Below are 23,650 nucleotides of genomic sequence, written 5' to 3'. Positions count from 1 at the left end.
CAACGCCCCGGGATCCGGCTTTGCCGGGCCCAGGGGTGGCGCCCCTCGGGGGCAGGAGCGCCAGCGACTGGGGGCTGTCGTCTATTTCCAGTCGGAGGTCTGCAGGAGCGGATCGATCGTCAGCCCGAAGGTGTTGCCCACCTTCTGCCCGACCGTCCCCGGCGTGGCCAGCTGTGCGCCGCCGCACGCGCCGCCACCCGTCTTGATGATGGCCCACAGCATCGCGCCGTCACGTGCATTGCGGTTGGCCGCCGTGCCGTTCGCCACCGCATTCGTGTAGCGCTGCACCGAGTACGGCAGGTTCAGGTTCACGCCGTACTGGTCCTGCAGGTTGCGCGAGCCGGTGCACTGGGCGTCGGCATCGTTGACCACCAGCATGCCGCCGGCCCAGCCCTCGGGCGACGGTTCCAGCCCGATCGAGACGATGGTCTTCGACGGGAACAGCGCGCGGTACTGGTTGTACGCGACGATGCCGTCGAAGTGCTCGTAGCGGGCGTCGTAGCTCATCACGTTGACCAGGTCGAGCATGTTCGCGACCGCCGGGTACTTCAGCACCACGCCGCGCTCGCGCCCGGCATTGCCGCCCCAGTACGACATCTTGCCGGCGCAGGCCGGGTCGGCCGTCGTGCCCGATGTGCAGTCCGCACCGCTCGACCAGCCGGCCAGCGTCAGCACGCGTCCGCCGCCCGCCAGGTCGACTGCCTTGCGCAGCGCCTTGATCGAGTTGGCATAGCGGTCCACGTCGCCGTCGGCTTCGTAGTCGACGTCGAGGCCGTCGAAGCCCATCTCGGTCTGGATCTTCGCAAGGGCGTTGATGATCGAGCCGCTGCCGGCCGCGCCCTGGGCCGCGAGCGGGCCCCAGTTGTTGTAGGTGGCACCGCCGACGGCGAGGATCACCTTCTGGTTGCGCTGGTGCAGCACGTCGATCGCGGCCTTGATGTCCTTCGGCGACGCGCTGAAGGTGATGCCGGTGCCGGAGAAGCTGTTGGTGTTGATGCCGGCCCACGAGAAGTTGGGGTCGGCGAACGACACCATCACGTGCGTGTAGGTGGCGGGCACCTTCGCGAACTTGCTGGCCTTGTAGACGTCGTTGGCGGTCTTGCCGGTGGCGTCGAACCAGTTGTCGCTCCAGGTCGGGTAGTAGCCGACGTAGACGCGCTTGGTCTGCAYGGCCTTCAGCGCTTCAGGCAGCGTGAGCGTGCCGTTCGGTGCGGGGGCCGGGGCCGGCGCGGGTGCCGGGGCAGGCGACGGCGCGGGAGCCGGGGCGGGAGAAGGCGCCGGTGCCGGCGACGGGCCGCACGAGGCGCTGGTCGGCGTCCACAGCGTCGGCGTGGCGGCCGGGTTCCAGTTCGCTCCGGCGAACGCGGTGTGCGTCACCAGGGCCTTGTACTGCTTGCCTTGGTAGCTGACGACCTGGCCGGCGTTGTAGGTGATGCCTTCGGTCCAGGCCACGCAGCTCGACGGAGCCGGTGCGGGAGCAGGTGCCGGGGCAGGCGTCGGGGCCGGGGCCGGGGCGGGCGTGGGAGCCGGTGCCGGAGCGGGCGTCGGGGCCGGCGCAGGAGCGGGGGCCGGAGCCGGCGCGCTCGTCACCGGGATCAGCGCCCACTTCTGGTTCGCGTTGACGCTGCAATCCCATTGCTGGATCGATGCGCCGGGTGCGCTGTTCCAGTCCTTCACGTCGATGCACTTGCCGCTGTTCACGGCCTGCAGGCGCACCGTGCCGGTGGCGGCATCGGTGAGCTGGGCGAAGCGCTGGTTCGCGCCGCTGGTGTTGGCCCATTGCTGGATCAGCGCGCCGTTGGCGGTCGACACGTCGGTCACGTCGAGCGAGCGGCCGCTGTTGATGTTGACGATGCGGTAGGTGCCGCTGGTGTCGGGCACGAACGAGAACACCTGCGAAGAGGCGCCGCTGCAATTCTGCTGCACGAGCTTGGCGCCGTCGGCGGTGCTGGCACCGGCGATGTCCAGGCACAGGTTCGAGAACGACGACTTCACGGTGTACTGCTTGGCGATCGGTGCCGGGGCGGGCGCGGGGGCCGGTGCGGGCGCCGGAGCCGGCGGGTTCGAGCCCTTGGCCGCCGCGAAGGCCTGCCAGTACTCGTAGTCGCGCGTGTTGGCGCGGCTGAAGTCGTCCAGGCTGCCCGAGCCCACGCGGTCGCGCTGCGCGGCCCAGTAGGCCAGCAGGCCGATGCCCTTCTGCTTCGCGAAGTTGGCGACGGTGACCGCATCGGCCGGCGTGAAGATCTCTTCCGCGACGTCGTTCTGGCCGATCATCGGCGTGATGCCGATCATGGCCCACAGCTGCGCATCGGTCTTCGACGGGTACACCCCCTTCAGCTGGTTGAAGGTCGACTGCGCGGCCGAGACGGCCAGGTCGCCCATCTTCTTGCCGCCGCTGTAGTAGGTGCCGTAGTCCATCGCCATGATGTTGACCATCGACACCGTGACGCCGGCGCTCGCCGCGCCCTTGATCAGCTCCAGCGCCTTGGGCGGCAGGCCGCCCGGCTCGGAGTTGGTGCGGAACGGATCCACCGGCAGCGTGAACGAGGTGTACAGGTCCGGGTAGATCGCCTGCAGCTGCTTGATCGCCGCGTTGCGCACGCCGTTCAGGCGCGTGTCGCCGAGCTGGCCGCCTTCGATGTCGAAGTCGATCATGCGGGTGCCGTGCGTGTCCATCAGCTTGCGGATCAGCGCGACCAGGTCGTTGGTCGAGCAGACCGATTCGAGGTAGGTGCCGCTTGCGCCGCCGAAGGACAGGATCACCTTGTTGCCGCTGTCGATGTACGACTTGACGTCGGCCTTGATCGACGCGTTGTTCAGCGTGTTCTCCATGCCGCCGCTGAGCGTGCAGCCGCCGCCGGAGATGCCGAACGCGATCGTCATGCCGTCCATGCCGGCGCGCGATTTCGCCTCCGTCAGGTTCTTGAACTTGTAGGCGGTGCTGCCGAAGCCCCAGCCGAAGAAGTACGGCGCGACGATCGTGCCCGCGTGGGCCGCCGACGTTGCGGCCACACCGGCGGCGAGCGCGAGCGCGCTCAGCTTGAATCTGTTCATGGTTCCCAACCCTCTCGCGGCCTGGGCGCGTTGCTGCGCACGGCCCTGCCTGTTGATTCGATCTCGCGTCGACGTACTGCGCGGGCCGCCGCGAGGGCCTTGCTGTGTTCGCGTTTCGTCAATGTGGAAACGCTTCCACAAGACCAATTGAATCACCCCCAGTCATCAGACAAACGCGGGTAAACCCTTAGGCAATGCCACGTCAAGGTGTCGAGTTGTGTGCAAAGTTGCAGGCTTTCCCGCACTCATCGGATGCGCCCGAAGGCATCCATTCGCCATCGCGATGGAAATCAGGAACATCTGGTATTAATTTGGTCTCGTGACGAAACCGGCAGCTGCCCGCCGCAAAACCCGATGGCTTCAGAACACCGTGCCGTCGCTCTCGATCACGAGCGGCGGGCCGCCGTCGCGCAACTCGCGAGCGATGGCGCGGCCTGCAGCCCAGGTGCCGCCTTCGAGGACGCAGGCGAGCGGCATCGCGGTGACGGTCTGGCCGAGGCGGTGGCGCACCAGCGGCGCCAGCTCGTCGATCAGTGCGACGGTGAGCGCGCGCCATTCGACGATCGCCTCGTCACCCGTTGTATGACGACGCTGCGAGAAGCCGGCATCGCGCGGCACGATGACGCCGCTGTCCAGCAGCAGCCCGCCGTTGCGGTATTCGGGCAGGCCGGTGAGGCCGTCGAGCTGGGTGACCGGCACGCCGGCCCATTCGAAGGGTTCGAGCAGCGAGTAGCACAGCCACTGGCTGAGCTTGTGGAACGGCACCCAGCCGGCGCTCGCGCCCTGGCCGCCGGCGAGCGGGTGGCGCCAGCAGTCGCCAAGCGGCACGCCGTCGAGCTCGTTGCCGGCCAGCCAGATGCCGCTCAGTGTGTCGAGCAGGGCCTGCAGCAGCTGCGGGGCCGTCAGCGGCGCCTGGTGCGCCTTCAGCGCGAGCCGGTCGAACAGCGCGCCGGGCCGGCCGTCGGCACCGAAGCTCGCATGCTGCACCTGCATCGCCTCGCCGAGCCGGCGCAGCAGCAGCGTGCGGCCGTCGAGGCCGACCAGCGGGTTGTCGTCGCGCACCTGGAACATCGCGGCGAGCGTGTCGGCATCGAGCCGCGCCAACCCCGCCGCATCCACGCGCAGCGGCTGCGCGGGATCGCTCGAGAACAACCCTTGCATGAAGCCGCGGAAGCTGGCCACGCCCAGGCCTTCGGAGCGGCTGAAGGTCTGCCCGCTCTCGGCTTCGGCATAGCGCCAGCCGGCACCGGCGCCGGCATCGAGCAGCACGCTGACCACCGTGAGGTCGATGCGCGCACGCGCCTGCGCGGCGGCGTCGAGCCCGGCGAGCCGCGCGTCGAGTTCGCCCTTGCGATCGACGCCGCCGGCCTCGAAGTGGCGCCAGCGGCTGTGGTACGGGATGCGCAGCGTCGGGTACTGGTGCCGCGTGACCTGCTCGACGCGCTGCGCGGCCTCGGCCAGCTTCGTGTGATCGAGCGTGAAGTGGTCGGAGCGGCCCTCGCCGACCGCACGCGTGATGTTGGCGCAGCGCTCGCGGATCGTCGCGGCCTGCCGCAGCTCGTGGACAGCCGGGCTAGACAAGGCCGCGCCCCTTGGTGGCCGCGAGCTTGACGTCGTCGGGCACGCTGCCGTCGGTGAAGTAGCCGGCGGCGATCTTGGCCTCGATCTCGACGCGCGCATCGGCCGGCACCAGCTCGTCGGGGATCTTGACGCGTTCGCCGACGGCGATGCCGCTTTCGGTGATCGCGTCGTACTTGTCGTTGCTCATGCTGACGAGGCGATGGATCTTCTGCACGCCGAGCCAGTGCAGCACGTCGGGCATCAGCTCCTGGAAGCGCATGTCCTGCACACCCGCGACGCATTCGGTGCGCAGGAAGTACTTGTCGGCGCTGTCGCCGCCGACCTGCCGCTTGCGCGCGTTGTAGACCAGGAACTTGGTGACTTCGCCGAGCGCGCGCCCCTCCTTGCGGCTGTAGGCGATCAGGCCGACGCCGCCGTGCTGCGCGCCGCGGATGCATTCCTCGATCGCATGCGTCAGGTAGGGCCGGCAGGTGCAGATGTCGGAGCCGAACACGTCGGAGCCGTTGCACTCGTCGTGCACGCGGGCGGTGAGCGTGACGGCCGGGTCGGCGAGGTGGCGCGGGTTGCCGAAGATGTAGAGCGTCTGCCCGCCGATCGGCGGCAGGAAGACCTCGATGTCGCTGCGCGTCACGAGCTCGGGGTACATGCCGCCGGTCTCCTCGAACAGGTGGCGGCGCAGGTCGCCCTCGCCGACGTTGAAGCGCTTCGCGACGCCCGGCAGCCACCACACCGGCTCGATCGCGACCTTGGTGACGACGGCCGAGCTGTCGGCGAGCAGCACGCGGCCGTCGACCTGCAGGCGCTGGAAGGCCAGCGCCTGCTTGACCTCGGGCAGGTGGATGTGGGCCTGGGTGACCGCGATGGTCGGGCGGATGTCGTAGCCCTGCGCGATGGGCTCGGCGAACACGTCGGCGACCGAAGCGCCCCAGGGGTCGATCGAGACCATCTTGGTCGCGTCGCACCATTGCGGGTACGGGCCGATCAGGTCGGTGGGCGCGGTGTTGGTGAGGTCGGCGCGGTGGCCCTTCTTCAGGTTGCCAGCCGCCAGGGCCAGCGCGCGGTACACGCCGTACGAGCCGCTGTGCGTGCCGATCACGTTGCGCTGGCTGCGGTTGGTGGTGGTGCCGACCACCGGGCCGCGCTCGGCCGCGGTGGCCGCGCCCCAGTGGATGGCCGGCGCGCCGGACGGGCCCTGCTGGCCGGGGTGGGAGGTCAGGCGGATGTGCTTGGAGGGGTTCGGCACGGGGCCGGGCTCGCTGGCCTGCTGGGGACTGGGCTTGGGCTCGGTGCTCATCGCGGTCGCTCCTGGTGGCGCAAGGCCGGGAAGGCCTTGCGCAGAGGATACGACGGCAGCCCCGGTTCAGGGCAACTTCGGCCGATGCGCCGCATCCGGCGCCGCGATCCACGCCTGCAGCTCCGCCACCCGCGCATGCTTCGGCGCCAGCCCGACGAAGGTCGTGTAGGCCTTCAGCGCCTTCGCATCGTCACCGGCCTGCAGCTGCGCATCGCCCAGGTTCAGGTAGGCCAGCGCGCGGCTGCCGTCCATCTCGATCGCGCGCTCGAACCAGCGCGCCGCCTCGGCCGGCTTGCCGCGCTTGAAGTAGACGAAGCCGAGGTTGTTGGCCGCCAGCGCGAACACCGGCTGCAGCTTCAGCGCCTCGGTGAAGGCGGCCTCGGCCTCGTCGTAGCGGCGCTCGCGGTACAGCGCGAGGCCACGGTCGTTGGCACGCTGCGCGGCGACGCGCGGCGCCACCGGCGCGGCGGCCGGCGTCGAGAGCTTCACGTCGCCGCCCTCCAGGTTCTTGACAACGACCTGCACGTCCTTCGCGGCGCCCTTGCCCGCGCCGGCCTGCAGTGCCGCCGTCTTCGCATCGTCGAGCCGCTTGTTCAACTGGCTCGCCTCGGCATCGAGCTGCGGTGAATCGCCGCTCAGGGCTTCGCGGTCGGCGGCCACTGTGAACACGAATTCACCGCCCTCCGAGCCCGGCAGGCTGCCGAAGGCGGGCGTCTGGCGCGCGATCGCCGACACCGCGGGCGCCACGTAGGCGGCCAGCTCGGTGGCGGTGATCACGCTGTCGTCGTTCAGGTCGGCCTTGCCGTTCAGCGCCTGCAGCAAGGTCCAGGTGAACACCGAGTGGCCGCCCGGTCCGTCGTCGGCGACCTGCTGGTCGACACCGCCGGCGGTCAGCATCTGCCGGCCCAGGCGGCGTGCGTTGTCCCTCAGGAAGCTGTCGGTCTTCGGCGCGCCACCACCGCGCGTCAACCCGAGGCCGGAGTAGCAGGCGTCGATCAGGAACAGCACGTGCTTCGCCGGGGTGGCTTCGGCCACCTCCTGCAACTGCGGCATCGAGATCGCATCGGAGGCGAAATCCACCTGCGCCGCGTCCACCGGAATCAGGTAGCCCACGTCGCGGCCGCTGGCCAGCTTGCGCGTGCCGCCGTGGCCGGCATAGAACACCAGTACCCGGTCGTCGCGCTTGAGCTTCTTCGGGTCCGCCAGCTTCTCGTTCAGCACGCGCAGGATGTTGGTGCGCGTCGCCTCGCCGTCGTACAGCGCGGTCACGTTCTCCGGCTTGAAGCCGAAGCGCGACACCAGCGTCTCCTGCACCGCGCGCGCATCGCGCACCGCATGGTGCAGCTGCGGCCACTTCGCGTACTGGTCGATGCCGATCACCAGCGCATGGCTGTCGCGGTACAGCGTGTCGGCATCCCCGGGCGGCGCCGCATCCGGCGCGGCCTTGCGCGGCGCGTTGACGACGAATTTGCCGTCGCGCCAGGTCGCGAAGCGGTAGCCGTCGGCCGACAGCTGGTCGAGCACCAGCGGCAACGCCTGCACGGTGCGGCCCTGGATGTCGTGGAACAGGATCACGCCGCGGCCGGCGCGCTCCACCTCGCTGAGCACGCGCTCGGCAATGCTCTTGGGCACCGGGTCGGCCCAGTCCATCGAGTCGACGTTCCACATCATCGAGCGCAGCTTCAGCGCCTCGACGGTGCTCAGCGCGCCCTCGTTGCGCGCGCCGTACGGGAAGCGGAACAGCGACGACGGCTGGCGCCCGGTCGCGTCGAGCAGCGCCTCGGTCTGGGTGGTCTCGGTGCGCACCGCGTCGTCGCTCAGCTTGGCCATCACGCTGTGCGTGAAGCTGTGGTCGGCGAGCTGGTGGCCGGCCTGCAGCACCCGCTTCGCGACCGCGCCGTTCGGGCCCAGCTTCGCGTGGCCCTGCGCGTCGACGGTGCCGAGGTTGCGGCCGAGGTTGAAGAAGATCGCCGGTGCGTCGTAGCGCTTCAGGATGTCGAGGATGTCGTCGGTGTACTTCGGGTGCGGACCGTCGTCGAAGGTCAGCACCACGGTCTTCGGCGGCAGCGAGCCGCCGAAGATCTCGCGCGAATCGGCCTCTTCGGCCACGCCGGATTTCGTCGATGCCGCGGTGTACGGCACGATGGTCGCGTAGTCCTTCAGGATCTGCTCGCGGTTGTAGAGCTTGGCCAGCTTCGCGACGTAGTCGGCCCACTTCTCGCGCTGCAGCTCGATGCCGCGCTTCGCGAAGCGGCCGAACACGTCCTTCAGCTCGCGGTCGTAGGCCTGCTCCACCTCGGCCAGCACCGCCAGGTCTTCATTGGCGCGGCGCGCGAGCTTCAGGCCGGCGATCGACTGCGACTGGGCGTACTGGGCCGCGAGGCGGGTCAGGAATTCCTTGAAGGCGAGGCGGTCGGCGTCGAACCAGCTCGGCTCGCTCTCGATGCGGTCGAGCAAGGCTTCGAGCGCCGGCAGCGTCGCGGGGTTGGCCGTATCGGCCGCGGCGGCGGCGAGCGCATCGACACGCTCCTGCAGGTCGTGGAACAGCAACTGGCCGACGGCCCCGACCGCGCGGCGCTCGGCCGGCTTCAGCGCGCGTTCGCCGGTCATCAGCACGATCATCTGGCGGTGCGCGGCGAGCACGCCGTCGGCGCGTTGCTGGAGCTGGGCGGCGAGGGTCGATGCGCTCGCCGGAGCGGACGCCGCCGCGCTGGCGGCCGCGACGGGCACGGACGCGGCGGAAGCCGGCACGCCCGCTGCAGGGGTCGTGCTGCCGCTCCGGTTGCAGCCCACTAGCGACGCGGTCAGGACACAGCACAGGAGCGGCCCGCAGGCGCGAAGAAGGGCGTTGGGCATCGACGGCGTCACAGGGGGTGGCGGGAGCATGTATTTCATCACCGAACCGGGGCGCCTAAAATCGCGGCCGTCTCCAGCCTCGCGCTTCCCCCGGTCCCCACTGCGGCCCGTCGCGCCGCCCCCGCCATGAACCTCTCTGCCCTCTCCGCCCTGTCCCCACTCGACGGCCGCTATGCCGCGAAGGTCGCCGCCTTGCGCCCGTTGCTCAGCGAGTACGGCCTGATGCACCGCCGCGTKCAGGTSGARGTGGMGTGGTTCATCGCGCTGTCCGATGCCRRCCTCGCCGAATTCAAGCCGCTCAGCGAGGCCGCGCGCGGCCTGCTGCGAGGGCTGGTGGCGCGCTTCAGCGAAGCCGATGCCCAGGCCATCAAGGACATCGAGCGCACCACCAACCACGACGTGAAGGCGGTCGAGTACTGGCTGAAGGGCCGCTTCGAATCGAATGCCGAGCTGAAGGGCGCCGGCGAGTTCGTGCACTTCGCCTGCACCAGCGAGGACATCAACAACACCAGCCACGGCCTGATGCTGAAGGCCGCGCGAACCGAGGTGCTGCTGCCGACGCTGGACCGCATCGTCGACAGCCTCACCGCGCTGTCGGTCGAGCTGGCCGAGGTGCCGATGCTCAGCCGCACGCACGGCCAGACGGCCAGCCCCACCACCGTCGGCAAGGAAGTGGCCAACGTCGTCGCGCGGCTGCGCACCTCGCGCGAGCGCATCGCCGGCGTGCAGCTGCTGGCCAAGATGAACGGCGCGGTCGGCAACTACAACGCCCACCTGGCCGCCTACCCCGAGGTCGACTGGGAGGCCTTCTCGAAGCGCGTGATCGAAGGCGCGCTCGGCCTGAGCTTCAACGCGTACACGATCCAGATCGAGCCGCACGACTACATGGCCGAGCTGTTCGATGCGGTCACGCGCACCAACACCATCCTGATCGACTGGTCGCGCGACGTCTGGGGCTACATCAGCCTCGGCTACTTCAAGCAGCGCACCAAGGAAGGCGAGATCGGCTCCAGCACGATGCCGCACAAGGTCAACCCGATCGACTTCGAGAACGCCGAAGGCAACTTCGGCCTCGCCAACGCGCTGCTGACCCACCTGAGCCAGAAGCTGCCGATCAGCCGCTGGCAGCGCGACCTGACCGACAGCACGGTGCTGCGCAACATGGGCGTGGCGCTCGGCTACGCGGTGCTGGGCTACGACAGCCTGCTGCGCGGGCTGGGCAAGCTGGAGGTGAACCGCGAGGCCCTCGCCRCCGACCTCGACAGCGCCTGGGAGGTGCTGGCCGAGCCGATCCAGACCGTGATGCGGCGCTACAAGCTCGCCAACCCGTACGAGCGCCTGAAGGAGCTGACGCGCGGCAAGACGATCACGCGCGAAGCGATCCAGCAGTTCATCGGCACGCTGGAGATCCCGCAGGCCGAACGCGAACGGCTGCTCGCGATGACGCCGGGCAGCTACACCGGGATCGGGGCCGAGCTGGCGAAGCGCATCGGCACGCCGCGGCGCTGAAGGCCGCGGGCGCCGGTCCGATCTGGAACATCCTGGTGGCGGATGCCACTCAGGAGAATCGCAGATCGACGGGGGTGGAGCGTGGACATCATCGGCAAGGCGCTGAAGCGCAGCAATACCTCCTCGAGAGAGCGCGGCGCCCTGCCCACGCTGCGGCCTGAACCGAACGACCGGTCATCACCGAATCTTCAGAATATCAAGCTGCACGACCTCGCTGTGACGGGGCCGGTGGCGGCGTTCTTTCGCCGGTGGGAACTGCCGTCATCCCGAGACGACGTGTCGCAGGTCATGCGCTTTTGCATTCGCCACAAGAAAGGCGATGGAGCCGCGGTGTTGGTCAAGGCGCTCTTCGAGCGAGATGGCGGCGGTGCCGTGACCTTGCACTTCGGATGCCCATTTCCAGTCGACGAGCAAGGCCCCCTGACGGACGATGATCTGAAGTTCCTGGTGCGCTGGATCAGGGAGCGGATGCCCGCGTTGCCGGAGGTGCCGGTCCAGCTCGATCTCAGCGGCAATCACCTCACCGCGGAGGGCCTGACGCAACTCACCACGGGCCTGCAAGACACCCCGCAGCTGCAGGCGCTCGATCTTTCTCGCAATCGCTTCCTGACGCAACCCTTGACACGCCAGGACACGACAAGAAGAACCATCTGCAGGAAGCTCACCYCCCCGCGCCAGCCGAAAGAGCCGCTGCGGGCCGGCGACGCGATCGGCGAACTGCTGGCCTGCCTCCAACTCCGACGCTTGTGGCTGAGCGGCAACCCATTCGCGAGGGAAGATCGCGAGCGCATCCTCTGCGCGGTCGTCTTGGACAGCCCCGCGCTGTGCGCATTGGGCATGTCGGATTGCGCGCTCTCGGAAGCCGACATCAAGATTCTGGTCCAGCAGGATAGACGCAAGGGCTGGCGCCATTTGGCCCTGGGCACGAAGTTGACGGAAGGTGCGATGGAGTCCATCACTGCACTCCTGCGCACCAGCGAGACCCTCGAGACGCTGGATCTGGGAACAACCGAACCGTATTCGTTCCTCTCGGTCACCGAGCTGTTCCATGCGCTTGACGGCAATCACAGCCTGAAGCGCCTGTCCGTGGCCGGGCACAGCCTGAGAGGCAACGGGCCTGCCGTGACGCAGGCACTGCGGAGGAACACCTGCCTGCGCGCGCTGGACATGTCGGGCAGCGACATCTCGATGAAGCTTCTCGATGCGTTGGTACGAGCCCTGTCGCAGCAGGAAGGTTTCAGCCCCAACGAAACCCTGACGACACTGATCCTGCCGGAGTTCGGCTCCGGGACCGTTGATCACGACAAGAAAGAATTGAGCAAGGCAAAGCTCTCCTTTGCCATCAACCGCAATCGCGCCACGCAATTGCCGGCCGATACCTTGGGAGCCTTCCTGGCCTGTTGCGCACCCGCAGTCGCCGTGCCGCCGGAACTGCGCAGCACGATCGTTGACTACATTCGAGCCTCCGAGCGCGAAGCGATCACACCGGCCTGCGTGGTCCGCAAGCCAGATCCCACATCGGCAGGTCGTGCGGCGCCAAGGATCTGGCTGGAGGTCCGCAGCCCACGCACATAAAATCCCCACCATGAAATTCACCGACCAGCTGCGCCGCGCCGAACGCCGCAACGATTCCCTGCTCTGCGTGGGGCTCGATCCCGATCCGGCGAAGTTCCCCGGCACCTGGAAGGGCGATGCGTCCCGCATCTACGACTTCTGCGCCGCGATCGTCGATGCCACGAAAGACCTGGTGATCGCCTTCAAGCCGCAGATCGCCTACTTCGCCGGCCACCGCGCCGAAGACCAGCTGGAGCGCCTGATGGCCCACATCAAGCGCGTCGCACCCGAGGTGCCGGTGATCCTCGACGCGAAGCGCGGCGACATCGGCGCCACCGCCGAACAGTACGCTCGCGAGGCCTTCGAGCGCTACCAGGCCGACGCGGTCACGCTGTCGCCCTTCATGGGCTTCGATTCGATCGAGCCGTGGCTGCGCTACGGCGACAAGGGCCTGATCCTGCTGTGCCGCACCTCCAACCCCGGCGGCTCCGACCTGCAAGCGCAGCCGCTGGCGAATGGCCCAGGAGGCACAGCGGGCGAACTGCTCTACGAACGCGTCGCCCGCCTCGCGCAGGGCGACTGGAACCGCAGCGGCCAGCTCGGCCTGGTGGTCGGCGCCACCTTCCCCGGCGAGATCGCCCGCGTTCGCGAACTCGCGCCATCGCTGCCGCTGCTGATCCCCGGCGTCGGCGCGCAGGGCGGCGATGCCGCGGCCACGGTGCGCGCCGGCTGGCGTGCCGATGCGAGCATCGTCGTCAACTCGTCGCGCGCGGTGCTGTATGCCTCGAACGGCGACGATTTCGCGAGCGYCGCCCGCCGCGTCGCCCAGGCCACCCGCCTTGAGTTGAACGCGCACAAGCCCGCCGCCTGACGCGTCGGCTGGGGCCGCTTCAGTCCTTCAGCAGCCCCTCGGCGCGCAGCGCCTGCTGCACCGCCGGCCGGGCCGACACCCGGGCCATCCACGCGCGCAGCTGCGGAAAGTCCGACAGCGGGATGCCGAGGACGTTGCTCCAGCTCACGATCGTGAAGCCGTAGGCGTCGGCGACGCTGTAGTCGCCGGCCAGGAACTCGCGCGTCGCGAGGTGCTGCTCCATGTCGGCGAAACGCGCGGCGAGCTTCAGCTTCGCGTCGCGCTTCGTGCTGTCGGCCGTCTCCTTGTGCCACAGCCACGGGCTGAAGGTCTTGTGCAGCTCGGTGCTGGCGAAGGTCAGCCACTCGGTCACCTCGAGTCGGCGGCGGCTGCCCGGTGCACCGATCAGCGCGTGCGAGCCGTCGAGCCCCGCCACGTGCTGCAGCAGCGCGGCGCCTTCGGTGTGACGCGAGCCGTCGTCGAACTCCAGCAGCGGCACGTAGCCGCGCGGCGAGATCTCGAAGTAGTTGCCGCCGCCATCGGCCAGCGTGTGGGTCGCGAGGTCGACCTGGTGCGCCTCGAAGGCGACGCCGGCCTCGCGCAGCGCGATGTGGACGGCCAGCGAGCAGGCGCCGGGGGCGAAATAGAGCTTCATGGGAAAGTCCTGTTGAGGTGTCGAGGCGGTGAATCTAGGATTGCGCCGTTGCATTTGAAATAGGCAGGCAGGCAAGCGATGGATGCACAGACGCAATCAAACGGAAGCTCGCCGATCGGCGCCGGCGAGCTGGCCGTGCTGCTGGCGCTGGTGCGCGGCGGCACGCTGGCGGCGGCCGGCGCGCTGGCCGGCGTCGACGGTTCGACGGTGTTCCGCACCGTGCAGCGCTGCGAGAAGGCGCTCGGCCAGCGGCTCTTCGAGCGCTCGCGCAGCGGCTACCTCGCGACCGAGCTGGGGCTGCAGCTCGCGCAACATGCCGAGCGCATCGAGGCCGAGCTGGAGTCGGCGCGCAGCGCGGCGCGGCTCGATGCCGGCGCGGTCGGCGGCCTGGTGCGCATCAGCACCACCGACACGATCCTGAACGGCCTGCTGCTGCCGGCACTGGCCGGCCTGGCGGCGGCGCACCCGCTGCTGCGGCTGGAGATCACCGCGCGCAACGAGCTCGTGAACCTGTCGCAGCGCGAAGCCGACATCGCCTTGCGCGCGACGGTCAAGCCGCCGCCGCACGTCGTCGGCCGCGAGCTGGGGCCGATCCGCTCGGCGGTCTACGGGCTGAAGCCGGCGATGCGGCAGCGCAAGCCGATCGACCTGGCCGACCTGGCGACAGCGCGCTGGATCGCCGTCGACGATGCGCTGCCCGAACACCCCTCGGTGCGCTGGCGCAGGAAGCACCTGCCGAAGGTGGAGCCGGTGCTGCGCGTCAACAGCGTGCAGTCGGTGGTCGATGCGATCGCCGCCGGGCTGGGCGTCGGCATCGCGCCGGTGTTCCTCGCGTCGCAGCGGCGCGCGCTGCAGCCGCTCGGCGAACCGCTGGCCGAATGCGAGACGCAGCTGTGGCTGCTGACGCATCCGGAGTCGCGCCACCTGCGACGCATCGCGGTGGTGGCGGCGCACCTGGCATCGGCCCTGCGGATGGATGCGCACCCACCCGCCGCCTGACCCCTCGTGACCCCTTGCCGAAGGCAGCGCGCCGTGCAGTCCTGCACGGCACGCCGGCAAAACCGGGAAAACCACCCCGTCACGGCCGCGGCGCAGTGCCACACTCGGCGGCACCGCGCAGGTCGTCAACGCGCGGACCCTCGCCGTGCCGCTCTCCTCGCCTTTGCCCCTTCTGCCGCGCGAACCGCTGGACCGGCTGGTGGCCCGGTTGTTCTTCGGCGTCGGCGTCACGATCTCGCTGCTGGGCGCGCTGATCTACCTGTCGCCCGCCCTGCCCACCCGCCCCGGCATGCGGGCCCTGCTGGTCGGCGATTGCCTGGTGCTGGCAGCGTGCTTCGCGCTCGGCCTGTGGGGCCTGCGCCGCATGGCGCTGCCGAAACTGGTGCATGTGATGGGCTGGATCGCCGCCATCGCGGTGCTGATCACCGCGATCGGCCTCGGCCAGGGCGTGCATGCGCTGAACCTCGGCTACCTCGGGCTGCTGATCTGCGTCGTCACCGTGCTGTCGAGCCCGGCCGCGGGCATCGTGCTGACGCTTGCGATGGCTGCGGCGGTCGCGGGCCTGGCCCTGGCGAACAACAAGGGCTGGCTGCCCGGGCCGATCCCGTCGGATGCCATCCCGCTGCCGGTGCGCGTGCTGACGCACTGGCTGATCTTCGCGTCGGGCGCGACCTRCGGGATGCTGATCGCCGGCGTGGTGCGCCGCGCGCTCGGCGAGGCGCGCGACCGCGAGGAGCGCTTCCGCAGCCTGCTGCTGATGGCGGCCGACTGGTACTGGGAGCTCGATGCCGACCTGCGCTTCACGCACATCAGCGACAAGCTGAACCAGTACTCCGGCATCGACGCGGCGGAGCGCCTGGGCCGCCGCCCGTGGGAGATGCCGCAGATCGGGCTGGACGCCGACACGCTGGCCCGCCACCGCGCCGACCTCGAAGCCCACCTGCCGTTCAGCAACCTGATGGCCAGCCGCCCGGGCGAGCACGGCGAGCTGCGCCACAGCGTGGTCAGCGGCCGGCCGCGCTTCGATGCCGATGGCCGCTTCCTCGGCTACTGGGGGCTGGGCCGCGACATCACCGCCGAGGTCGAGGCACGCCGCGCCACCGCCGAGAGCGAGCGCCGCTACCGCGAGCTGTTCCAGCGCTCGCCGACCGCGCTGGTGCTGCACCGCCACGGCATTGCGGTCGACGCCAACGATGCGGCCGCGCGCATGTTCGGCTTCGCGTCGGCCGCCGCGATGAAGGGTTTCGACCTGACAAGCCTCTACCCCGACGACGAAGCGCGGGAACAGGTTCGCCGGCGCGTCGCGACGCTGGAGGCGCTGCCCGTCGGCGAGGGCCTGGGCGTCGCCGACTCCACCCTGGTCTCGCTGGACCATCGACCGCTGAGCGTGCAGGCCTCGGGCATGCGGGTCAGCGCACCCGACGGCCCGGCGACGCTGTCGATGTTCCACGACATCACCGCACGCGTGCAGGCCGAGACCGCACAGCGGCGCTCGCAGGCGCTGCTGTCGCACCTGGTGGCGACCAGCCCCGACTGCATCACGCTGACCGAGGTCGCGAGCGGCCGCTACGTGATGGTCAACGAGAGCTTCACGCGCATCACCGGCTGGCGCAGCGACGAGGTGGTCGGCCGCACCGCGCTCGAGATCGGCATCTGGCACCGGCAGGCGCACCGCGAGGCGCTGGTCGCGGGCCTGGCCCAGGGCGACCTGGTGACGGACCTGCCGGCCACCTTCGTGCGGCGCGACGGCAGCATCGTGTCGCTGCTGCTGTCGGCGGCGCGCTTCCGGATGGACGACCAGGACTACCTGGTGCTGAACGGCCGCGACGTGACCGAGACCGAACGGGTGCGCCTGGAGCACGAGGCGATCCTGCAGAACGCGTCGATCGGCATTGCGCTGACGCGCGACCGCCGCTTCATGCAGGCCAACCCCTGCTTCGAGGCGATGTTCCGCTGGCCGCCGGGTGCGCTGATCGGCCTGCCGGGGCAGGTGGTGTGGAGCGACGCGGCCGCCTATGCCGAGATGGGCGCGCTGGTCGGCCCGCGGCTGGCGCAGGGCGAGCCGGTGGAGGTCGAACGCATGATGCGGCGCGGCGACGGCAGCAGCTTCCTGTGCCGCCTGCTCGCGCAGGCGGTGGACCCGACGCACCCGAGCCAGGGCGGCACGATCTGGATCGCCGAGGACGTGACCGAACGGCGCGCCTTCGAGCAGGCGCTGGCCCATGCGCGCGACGTGGCCGAGGCCGCCAACCAGGCCAAGAGCGCGTTCCTCGCGAACACCAGCCACGAGATCCGCACGCCGCTGAACGGGCTGCTGGGCCTGGCGCGGCTCGCGATGCGCCCGGGGCTCGACGCGCTGCGCCGCGACCAGTACCTGGCGCAGATCCAGGACAGCGCGCAGAACCTCGCGAGCATCATCTCCGACATCCTCGACCTGTCGAAGATCGAGGCCGGCAAGCTCAGCGTCGAGGCGGTGGCCTTCGACCTGCGCGGGCTGCTGGTGGCGGTGCACCGCGCCTACCAGTCGCTCGCGCAGGCGCGCGGGCTGTCGCTGCGGCTCGCGATGACGCCCGAGGTGCCGGGCACGGTGCTCGGCGACCCGGTGCGGGTGCGGCAGATCCTCAGCAACTACCTGACCAACGGCATCAAGTTCACCGAGCGCGGCCACGTGACGCTGGACGCTTCGGTCGGCAGCGACGGCCTGGTGCAGCTCGCGGTGCTCGACACCGGCCCCGGCATCGACGAGGCGACCCAGCAGCGGCTCTTCCAGCCGTTCACGCAGGCCGATTCGTCGACGACGCGGCGCTTCGGCGGCACCGGCCTGGGGCTGTCGATCTGCAAGGAGCTGGCGACGCTGATGGGCGGGCGCGTCGGCGTCGAGAGCGCGCCGGGCCGCGGCAGCCGCTTCTGGGCCGCGCTGCCGCTGCCGGCCACGCCGGCGCGCGAGGTCGGCACCGATGCCGAATCGCTCGACACCGCATCGCTGGCCGGCGCGCACGTGCTGATGGTGGAGGACAACCCGGTCAACATGATGATCGGCGTCGCGATGCTGGAGCAGTGGGGCATCGACGTGGTGCAGGCCGTCGACGGGCTGGAGGCGCTGGCGGCGGTGCGGCGCTCGGTCGACGACGGCCGGCTGTTCGATGCGGTGCTGATGGACGTGCAGATGCCGCGGCTGAGCGGCCATGAGGCGGCACGGCAGCTGCGCGAGCGGCACCCGGCCGACGAGCTGCCGATCATCGCGCTGACGGCAGCCGCGCTGGTGTCCGAGCGCGACCAGGCGCTGGCCGCGGGGATGAACGAGTTCCTGACGAAGCCGATCGATGCGCACCGGCTGCGCCAGGCGCTGCTGCGCGCGGTGGCGCAGGCGGAGAAGCGCCCCTAGTGCTACAGGACCAGCGGCAGCGCACGCTGCCGCTTGCCCGTCAGCGCATACAGCGCATTCGCCAGCGCCGGTGCCGCCGGCGGCGTGCCGGGCTCGCCCATGCCGCCGGGCGCGCGGCTGCTCGGCACCAGGTGCGTCTCGATGCGCGGGCACTCGGCCAGCGTCAGCAGCTTGTAATCCGGGAAGTTGCGCTGCTTCACCGCGCCGCCCTCGATGTCGATGCGGCCGTACAGCGCCGCCGAGAGGCCGAAGATCACCCCGCTCTCCATCTGCTGCGCGACGATGCCGGGGTTCACCACCGTGCCGATGTCGGCCGCGCAGACCACGCGGTGGATGCGTGGCCGGCCGTCGGCCAGCGACACCTCCATCACCTGCGCGACGATGCTGCCGAAGCTCTCGTGCAGCGCCACGCCGCGCGCCTGGCCCACCGGCAGCGGCCGGCCCCAGCCCGACTTCGCGGCGGCGAGCTTCAGCACCGCGGCATGGCGCGGCATGTCGGCCAGCAGGCCGAGCCGGAACGCCACCGGGTCCTGGTGCGCCGCCTCGGCCAGTTCGTCGATGAAGCATTCGCTGAAGAACGCATGGTGCGAATGCCCGACCGAGCGCCAGTAGCCCACCGGCACGCCGCTGTGCGTGGCGACCTGCGCGATGCGCTGGTGCGAGATGCCGTACGGCAGGTCGTACAGGCCCTCGGCCGCGCTCTTGTCCGGCGTGTCGACCGGCCCGGCCAGCGCCGGCAGCACGCGCTCGATCCAGCGCGGCGTGATCGCGTCGCCGGCGGAGGTGATCGACAGGCCCGAGACCATGCCCTTGCCGTCCAGGCTCGCCTGCATCAGCGCGACGCCGGCCGGGCGGTAGAAATCATGCGCGATGTCTTCTTCGCGCGGCCACACCAGCTGCACCGGGTGCCCGCCGCATTCGATCGCGATGCGCACCGCCTGCGCGACGAAATCGACGTCGAGCCGCCGCCCGAAGCCGCCGCCCAGGTAGGTGACGTGCAGCGTGACGGCCTCGAGCGGCACGCCGGCCACGCGGGCCGCGATCTCGCGCGCCATGTCGGGCACCTGGGTCGGCGCCCACAGCTCGACGCCGCCGTCGTGCACGCGCGCGGTGCAGTTGATCGGCTCCATCGGCGCATGCGCGAGATAAGGGGCGCGGTACAGCGATTCGATCTGCCGCGCGGCACCGGCRCGCGCCTGCTGCACGTCGCCACGGGTGTGGAACGCGAAGCCGCCGCCGCTGTGCGCGGCCTCGCGCGCGGCCCGCTCGAGCGCCTCGTCGATGCGCTTCGTGTCGGCTCCGCCGGCCGGCGGCGGCGCCCAGTCGATCTCCAGCGCCTGCGCGCCGCGCCGCGCATGCCAGGTGCTGCGCCCGACGACCGCCACCGCCGCGGTCGAGCCGGCATACGGCCCGAGCCGCACCACGCGCTGCACGCCGGACAGCTGCATCGCCGCCTCGACCTTCACGCGCTGCGGGCTGCCGCCGAGCATCGGGCAGTGGCGCACCACCGCATAGAGCTGGCCGGGCTGGCGCACGTCGAGGCCGAAGCGCGCGCTGCCGTCCACCTTGGCGGCCAGGTCGGTGCGCGGCGCGGGCGTGCCGATCAGCGTCCAGTCCTTCGGATCCTTGGTGCGCACATCGCCGATCGGCGTCGCCGCGGCCAGCTTCGCGAGCTCGCCGAAATGCGCATGCGGGCCCGACACATGGCTGACGATGCCGCCATGCACCTGCAGCTCGGCACGCGGCAGCTTCCATTGCAGCGACGCCGCACCCAGCAGCTGCGCGCGTGCGGTGGCCGCGGCCAGGCGCAGCACGTCCCACGCGTCGGCGACGCTCGACGAGCCGCCGGTCACGCTGACCCCCAGCTCGCGCGCGAACTTGCTCACCATCCACTGGCCCGCCTTGACGGTCGCGGTCTCGCGGCCGGGCTCGGTGTCGTCGGGATGGAAGGGCAGCGCGCCGACGAACATCGCGACGTTGCCGTACAGCGACTGCGGCGCGGCCTGCACCAGCTTCACGCGCGACAGCGGGGTGTCGAGTTCGTCGGCCACCAGCATCGCGAGCGCGGTGTGCACGCCCTGGCCCATCTCGCTGCGCGCCATCGCGAGCTGCACCTGGCCGTCGGGCTCGATGCGGATCCAGCCGTTCAGCGTCACGCCGCCGTCGGCATCCGGCAGCAGGTGCGACGTGCCGATGCGGTTGCGCGGCGGCAGCGCGCTCCAGCCGACCAGCAGCGCGCCGCCGCCGGCCAGCGCGCTCAGCAACAGGCTGCGCCGCTTCATGCGCGCGCCTCGCTGCCCTTGTCCTGCCGCGGGGCGTCGCCACGCAGCGCGGCGGCCGCCCCCTTGATCGCGTCGCGGATGCGCGGGTAGGTGCCGCAACGGCACAGGTTGGTGATGGCCGCATCGATGTCGGCATCGCTGGGCGACGGGTTCTTCGCCAGCAGGTCGGCGGCCGCCATCAGCATGCCGCTCTGGCAGTAGCCGCATTGCGGCACCTGGTGGGCGATCCACGCCTGCTGCAGCGGGTGGGGCCGGCCGGGCGCGCCCAGCGCCTCGATGGTGCGCACCGGCTTGCCCTGCACGGCCGAGAGCGGCGTCACGCACGAGCGCACCGCCTGGCCATCCACGTGCACCGTGCAGGCACCACAGGCCGCGACGCCGCAGCCGAACTTGGTGCCGGTCAGCATCAGCACGTCGCGCAGCACCCACAGCAAGGGCATGTCGGGCGCCACGGCCTCGGGCGGCAGGGGCAGCGTCTGGCCGTTGACGTTCAAGTCCATGGATCGGGTGCTCCGGTGTCGGTCCCCATTCTGGGCCGGCCACGGGCGCGCCGATGTGGCGTCAACGAAACGGGGTGTGACCGGCCGCACACGCGTCCGGGTTTATCCTGACGGGCCTTTTTCCGAATCCATCCAACGTCCCTGCCGGAGTTCCGCTGCATGAACCGTCGTCTGTCCTGCCTGGCCGCTGCCGCGGTCGCCCTCACGCTGCCTGCAGCCGCTTCCGCGCAAACCGCTTCATCGCCAGCTTCGTCCGTCACGCTGTACGGGCTGCTCGACATGTCCGCCGGACGCTTCCAGGATGCCGGTGCGCAACGCACGCTGCGCGCCGAGAGCGGCAAGATGACGTCCAGCTTCCTGGGCTTCAAGGGCGCCGAGGACCTCGGCGGCACGCTGAAGGTGAAGTTCGCGCTCGAGCACTACCTGCGCGCCGACACCGGCGCGGCCGGCCGTGCCAACGGCGAGGCGTTCTGGGGGCGCAATGCCTATGTCGGCGTCCAGGGCGATTTCGGCACCAGCACGCTCGGGCGCAACACGACGCCGCTGTTCGTCTCGACGCTGTCGTTCAACGCGATCGGCGATTCGTTCGGCTCCTCGCCGAGCATCCGCCAGGTGTTCGCGCCGAGCACCGGCCTTGCTTTCCAGGGCGACACGGCCTGGAACAACTCGCTGCTCTACAACACCTCGAACACCGAAGGCTACAACGTCGGCCTGATCGCCAACCTGGGCGAAGGCGCGCCCGGCGCGACCGGCCGCAACATCGGCGGCAACTGGGTGCTGCTGACCGACACCTGGGGCGCGACGATCGCGTACCAGCAGGTGAAGAACGGCCTGGCCGCGGTGCCGGCCGGCTTCGAGCGCCAGGAGACGCTGCAGTTCGGCGGCTCGTACGACTTCAGCGTCGCGAAGCTGTATGCGCAGGCCACGCGCGTGAAGACGCGGGCGACGGTCGACACGAAGTCGACGATCTACGGTCTGGGGGTCGCGGTGCCGGTGGGCGCGCTCGGCAAGGTCGTGGCGCAGTACGGCCAGGCGAATGCCGATTTCAACCCGGGCGAGGTGAAGAACCGCACCGTCACGCTCGGCTACGACCATGCGCTGTCGAAGCTGACCGATGCGTATGCGGTGGTGATGAGCGACCGGCTGACGAACGCCGAGAACGGCACCAGCGTCGCGGCCGGGCTGCGCGTGCGGTTCTAGGGCCTGTCGGCAGGGCGGGAAGGCGCGGCCTCGAGCGAGCGCAGGCCGGCGAGCACCGGGTCGAGACGCTCGACCACCGCCGCGAGCAGCGCGTCGAGGTCCGCCGGGCCGGCTCCGTTCGAGCAGGCATGTTCCAGCGCCCCGGCGACCGCGCACACGGCCGTCGCCCCCAGCGTGCCGGACACGCTCTTCAGGTCGTGGGCCAGGCGCGTGGCCGTGGTCATGTCGTGCGCCGCACGGGCAGCGCCGAAACGCGCCGCAAAGCCGGCTTCCCGATCCCTGAACTTGCCCAGCAGGCGCCGATAGAGTCGCTCGTCGCCCATCAGCGCGGCCAGCGCAGCAGCGCTCTCGATGCCCGGGAAACCGTGGCCCGCCCCGGCAGCGCCTGGCCGGACCCAGCGCGCCAGCGTGGCGAACATGTCGACCACGTCGATCGGCTTGGCGATGTGGTCGTTCATCCCGGCCGCCAGCACCTTCTCGCGGTCGCCGACCATCGCGTTGGCCGTCATCGCGATGATCGGCAGGTCGCGCCACGCCGGGTCGCTGCGCAATTCGCGCGTGGCCGCATAACCATCCATCACCGGCATCTGGCAGTCCATCAGCACCGCGTCGAAGCGTTCGCGCGCCAGCATCCCGATGGCTTCGCGGCCGTTGTTCGCCACCTGGACCTCGATCCGCGCGCGGCCCAGCAGGTCACTCGCCAGCTCCTGGTTGAACGGGTTGTCCTCGACCAGCAGCACGCGCGTGCCGGCCAGGGCGGCGCAGTGGCCTTGCAGCGCTTCTTCGCGCAGTCCGCTTCGCAGGGCATGCGGCCGCGGCACGCCCCGCACCTGCAGGCAGGCGTCCAGCAACGTCGAAGGCGTGACCGGCTTGGTCAGCGTCGCCGCCACGCCGAGCCGCTCGGTCGCCAGCAGGCGCGCCACTTCATCGCGGGAAAAGGCGGTGACCATCAGCAGGGTGGGTGGCGGGTGCGCCAGCGGCATGCGCGCCAGCTGCCTGGCACAGTCGACGCCGTTCATGCCCGGCATTTTCCAGTCGAGCAGGAGCAGGTCGAAGGGCTCGCCGCGTGCATCCGCCGCCGCGACCGCGTCGATGGCCTCGTGGCCCCCGCGCGCGTCCGACGCGCGCAGCCCGAGCGCGCCGGCCATCTGCACCAGGATCTCGCGCGCGGCGCCGTTGTCGTCGACGACGAGCATCCGGGCACCCGGCAGGCCGCCGTCCTGCGCAGCCGCGTCGTGGGTGGCAGGTTCAGCCCCGAGGCCGAAGCGCGCACTGAAGTGGAACCGGCTGCCGCGCCCGGGCGTGCTGTCGACCCCGAGTTCTCCTTCCATCATGTGCACCAGGTGCTGACTGATCGCAAGGCCCAGCCCGGTGCCGCCGAAGCGGCGGCTCGTCGATGAGTCGGCCTGCGAGAACGGCTTGAACAGCCGCTGCTGATCCTCGGGCGTGATGCCGATGCCGGTGTCGCGCACCTCGAAGCGCAGGCGCACCGAGCTCGCATCGCGTTCGATCACCTCGACGGCCACGACGACCTCGCCCCGTTCGGTGAACTTGACCGCGTTGTTGCCCAGGTTGATCAGCACCTGCCCCAGCCGCCAGGGGTCTCCCACGAGCATGGCGGGCAGGTCCTGCGGCAACGCGAACACCAGCTCCAGGCCCTTCTCCTCGGCGTTCATGCCGACCAGGTTCGCGAGGTCGTCCATCACGTTGCCGAGGTCGAACGTCAGGACCTCCATGTCGAGCTTGCCGGCTTCGATCTTCGAGAAGTCGAGGATGTCGTTGATGATGCGCAGCAGCGATTCGGCGGATCGGTGCACCTTGCGCATGTAGTTGTGCTGCTGCGGATCGAGGTCGCCTTGCAGCGCCAGGCGCGACATGCCGAGGATCACGTTCATCGGCGTGCGGATCTCGTGGCTCATGTTGGCGAGGAA

Annotated in this window: 14 protein-coding genes; 6 read left to right on the top strand and 8 right to left on the bottom strand. The window is 70.3% G+C overall.

Annotated features, from left to right (window positions below; genetic code table 11):
* Window positions 1-81 precede the first annotated feature (81 nt).
* The 4 genes from AC1D12_RS00070 to AC1D12_RS00055 all read right to left on the bottom strand — a co-directional run bounded on the left by AC1D12_RS00070 (window position 82) and on the right by AC1D12_RS00055 (window position 8,680).
* Complete coding sequence (locus AC1D12_RS00070; RefSeq protein ID WP_477838285.1) at window positions 82-3,054, bottom strand: RICIN domain-containing protein; 2,973 nt, start codon at window positions 3,052-3,054, stop codon at window positions 82-84.
* Window positions 3,055-3,414: 360 nt separating this feature from the next.
* Entirely contained in the window at window positions 3,415-4,635 is a 1,221-nt protein-coding gene (locus AC1D12_RS00065) for a URC4/urg3 family protein (RefSeq protein WP_477825193.1), read from the bottom strand.
* Window positions 4,628-5,929, bottom strand: a complete 1,302-nt coding sequence (locus AC1D12_RS00060) for a GTP cyclohydrolase II (RefSeq protein WP_477838283.1) — start codon at window positions 5,927-5,929, stop codon at window positions 4,628-4,630. Before AC1D12_RS00060 ends, AC1D12_RS00065 begins: the two co-directional genes overlap by 8 nt.
* Window positions 5,930-5,995: 66 nt before the next feature.
* Window positions 5,996-8,680, bottom strand: coding sequence for a polysaccharide deacetylase family protein (locus AC1D12_RS00055; RefSeq protein ID WP_477825195.1), 2,685 nt, complete (start codon window positions 8,678-8,680; stop codon window positions 5,996-5,998).
* A 231-nt stretch (window positions 8,681-8,911) separates the two neighbouring features.
* Here AC1D12_RS00055 and purB point away from each other — a divergent pair, with 231 nt between their 5' ends.
* The 3 genes from purB to pyrF all read left to right on the top strand — a co-directional run bounded on the left by purB (window position 8,912) and on the right by pyrF (window position 12,719).
* The gene (gene purB, locus AC1D12_RS00050) at window positions 8,912-10,294 is read left to right on the top strand and encodes an adenylosuccinate lyase (RefSeq protein ID WP_477838281.1); all 1,383 of its coding nucleotides are present in this window, start codon (window positions 8,912-8,914) and stop codon (window positions 10,292-10,294) included.
* Between the two features lie 81 nt (window positions 10,295-10,375).
* Window positions 10,376-11,869, top strand: a complete 1,494-nt coding sequence (locus tag AC1D12_RS00045) for a leucine-rich repeat domain-containing protein (protein ID WP_477838279.1) — start codon at window positions 10,376-10,378, stop codon at window positions 11,867-11,869.
* 10 nt (window positions 11,870-11,879) lie between these two features.
* Window positions 11,880-12,719: an orotidine-5'-phosphate decarboxylase gene (gene pyrF / locus AC1D12_RS00040; RefSeq protein WP_477838277.1), complete on the top strand. Its 840-nt coding sequence runs from the start codon at window positions 11,880-11,882 to the stop codon at window positions 12,717-12,719.
* Between the two features lie 19 nt (window positions 12,720-12,738).
* Here pyrF and AC1D12_RS00035 read toward each other — a convergent pair whose 3' ends face one another.
* A complete protein-coding gene (locus AC1D12_RS00035) occupies window positions 12,739-13,353 on the bottom strand; it encodes a glutathione binding-like protein (protein WP_477825198.1) in 615 nt (204 codons plus the stop codon).
* A gap of 78 nt (window positions 13,354-13,431) precedes the next feature.
* Here AC1D12_RS00035 and AC1D12_RS00030 point away from each other — a divergent pair, with 78 nt between their 5' ends.
* Together AC1D12_RS00030 and AC1D12_RS00025 are read left to right on the top strand one after the other, a co-directional pair.
* Window positions 13,432-14,352 carry a LysR family transcriptional regulator gene (locus AC1D12_RS00030; protein ID WP_477824630.1) on the top strand — a complete coding sequence of 307 codons (921 nt, stop codon included), beginning with the start codon at window positions 13,432-13,434 and terminating at the stop codon, window positions 14,350-14,352.
* A 145-nt stretch (window positions 14,353-14,497) separates the two neighbouring features.
* On the top strand, window positions 14,498-17,737 hold the full coding sequence (locus AC1D12_RS00025; protein WP_477838275.1) for a PAS domain S-box protein: 3,240 nt from the start codon (window positions 14,498-14,500) through the stop codon (window positions 17,735-17,737).
* Between the two features lie 2 nt (window positions 17,738-17,739).
* On the opposite strand, the gene AC1D12_RS00020 is transcribed toward AC1D12_RS00025, so the two are convergent.
* Window positions 17,740-20,019 carry a xanthine dehydrogenase family protein molybdopterin-binding subunit gene (locus AC1D12_RS00020; protein WP_477838273.1) on the bottom strand — a complete coding sequence of 760 codons (2,280 nt, stop codon included), beginning with the start codon at window positions 20,017-20,019 and terminating at the stop codon, window positions 17,740-17,742.
* Window positions 20,016-20,519 carry a (2Fe-2S)-binding protein gene (locus AC1D12_RS00015; protein ID WP_477824633.1) on the bottom strand — a complete coding sequence of 168 codons (504 nt, stop codon included), beginning with the start codon at window positions 20,517-20,519 and terminating at the stop codon, window positions 20,016-20,018. Before AC1D12_RS00015 ends, AC1D12_RS00020 begins: the two co-directional genes overlap by 4 nt.
* Before the next feature lie 159 nt (window positions 20,520-20,678).
* Between AC1D12_RS00015 and AC1D12_RS00010 the strand changes: the two genes are divergently transcribed.
* Window positions 20,679-21,719, top strand: a complete 1,041-nt coding sequence (locus AC1D12_RS00010; protein WP_477824634.1) for a porin — start codon at window positions 20,679-20,681, stop codon at window positions 21,717-21,719.
* On the opposite strand, the gene AC1D12_RS00005 is transcribed toward AC1D12_RS00010, so the two are convergent.
* Window positions 21,716-23,650: hybrid sensor histidine kinase/response regulator (locus tag AC1D12_RS00005; RefSeq protein ID WP_477838271.1), on the bottom strand; the 1,935-nt coding region annotated here is incomplete at its 5' end. The two genes, AC1D12_RS00010 and AC1D12_RS00005, sit on opposite strands and share 4 nt — an antisense overlap.

This window comes from Rhizobacter sp. P1_G5 (assembly GCF_056405435.1).
This window is presented reverse-complemented; position numbering and strand designations above follow the sequence as displayed.

Coding starts and splice junctions, on each gene's coding strand:
- AC1D12_RS00060 (WP_477838283.1), bottom strand. CDS start 5,929: ATGAGCACCGAGCCCAAGCCCAGTCCCCAGCAGGCCAGCGAGCCCGGC.
- AC1D12_RS00035 (WP_477825198.1), bottom strand. CDS start 13,353: ATGAAGCTCTATTTCGCCCCCGGCGCCTGCTCGCTGGCCGTCCACATC.
- AC1D12_RS00030 (WP_477824630.1), top strand. CDS start 13,432: ATGGATGCACAGACGCAATCAAACGGAAGCTCGCCGATCGGCGCCGGC.
- AC1D12_RS00015 (WP_477824633.1), bottom strand. CDS start 20,519: ATGGACTTGAACGTCAACGGCCAGACGCTGCCCCTGCCGCCCGAGGCC.
- AC1D12_RS00010 (WP_477824634.1), top strand. CDS start 20,679: ATGAACCGTCGTCTGTCCTGCCTGGCCGCTGCCGCGGTCGCCCTCACG.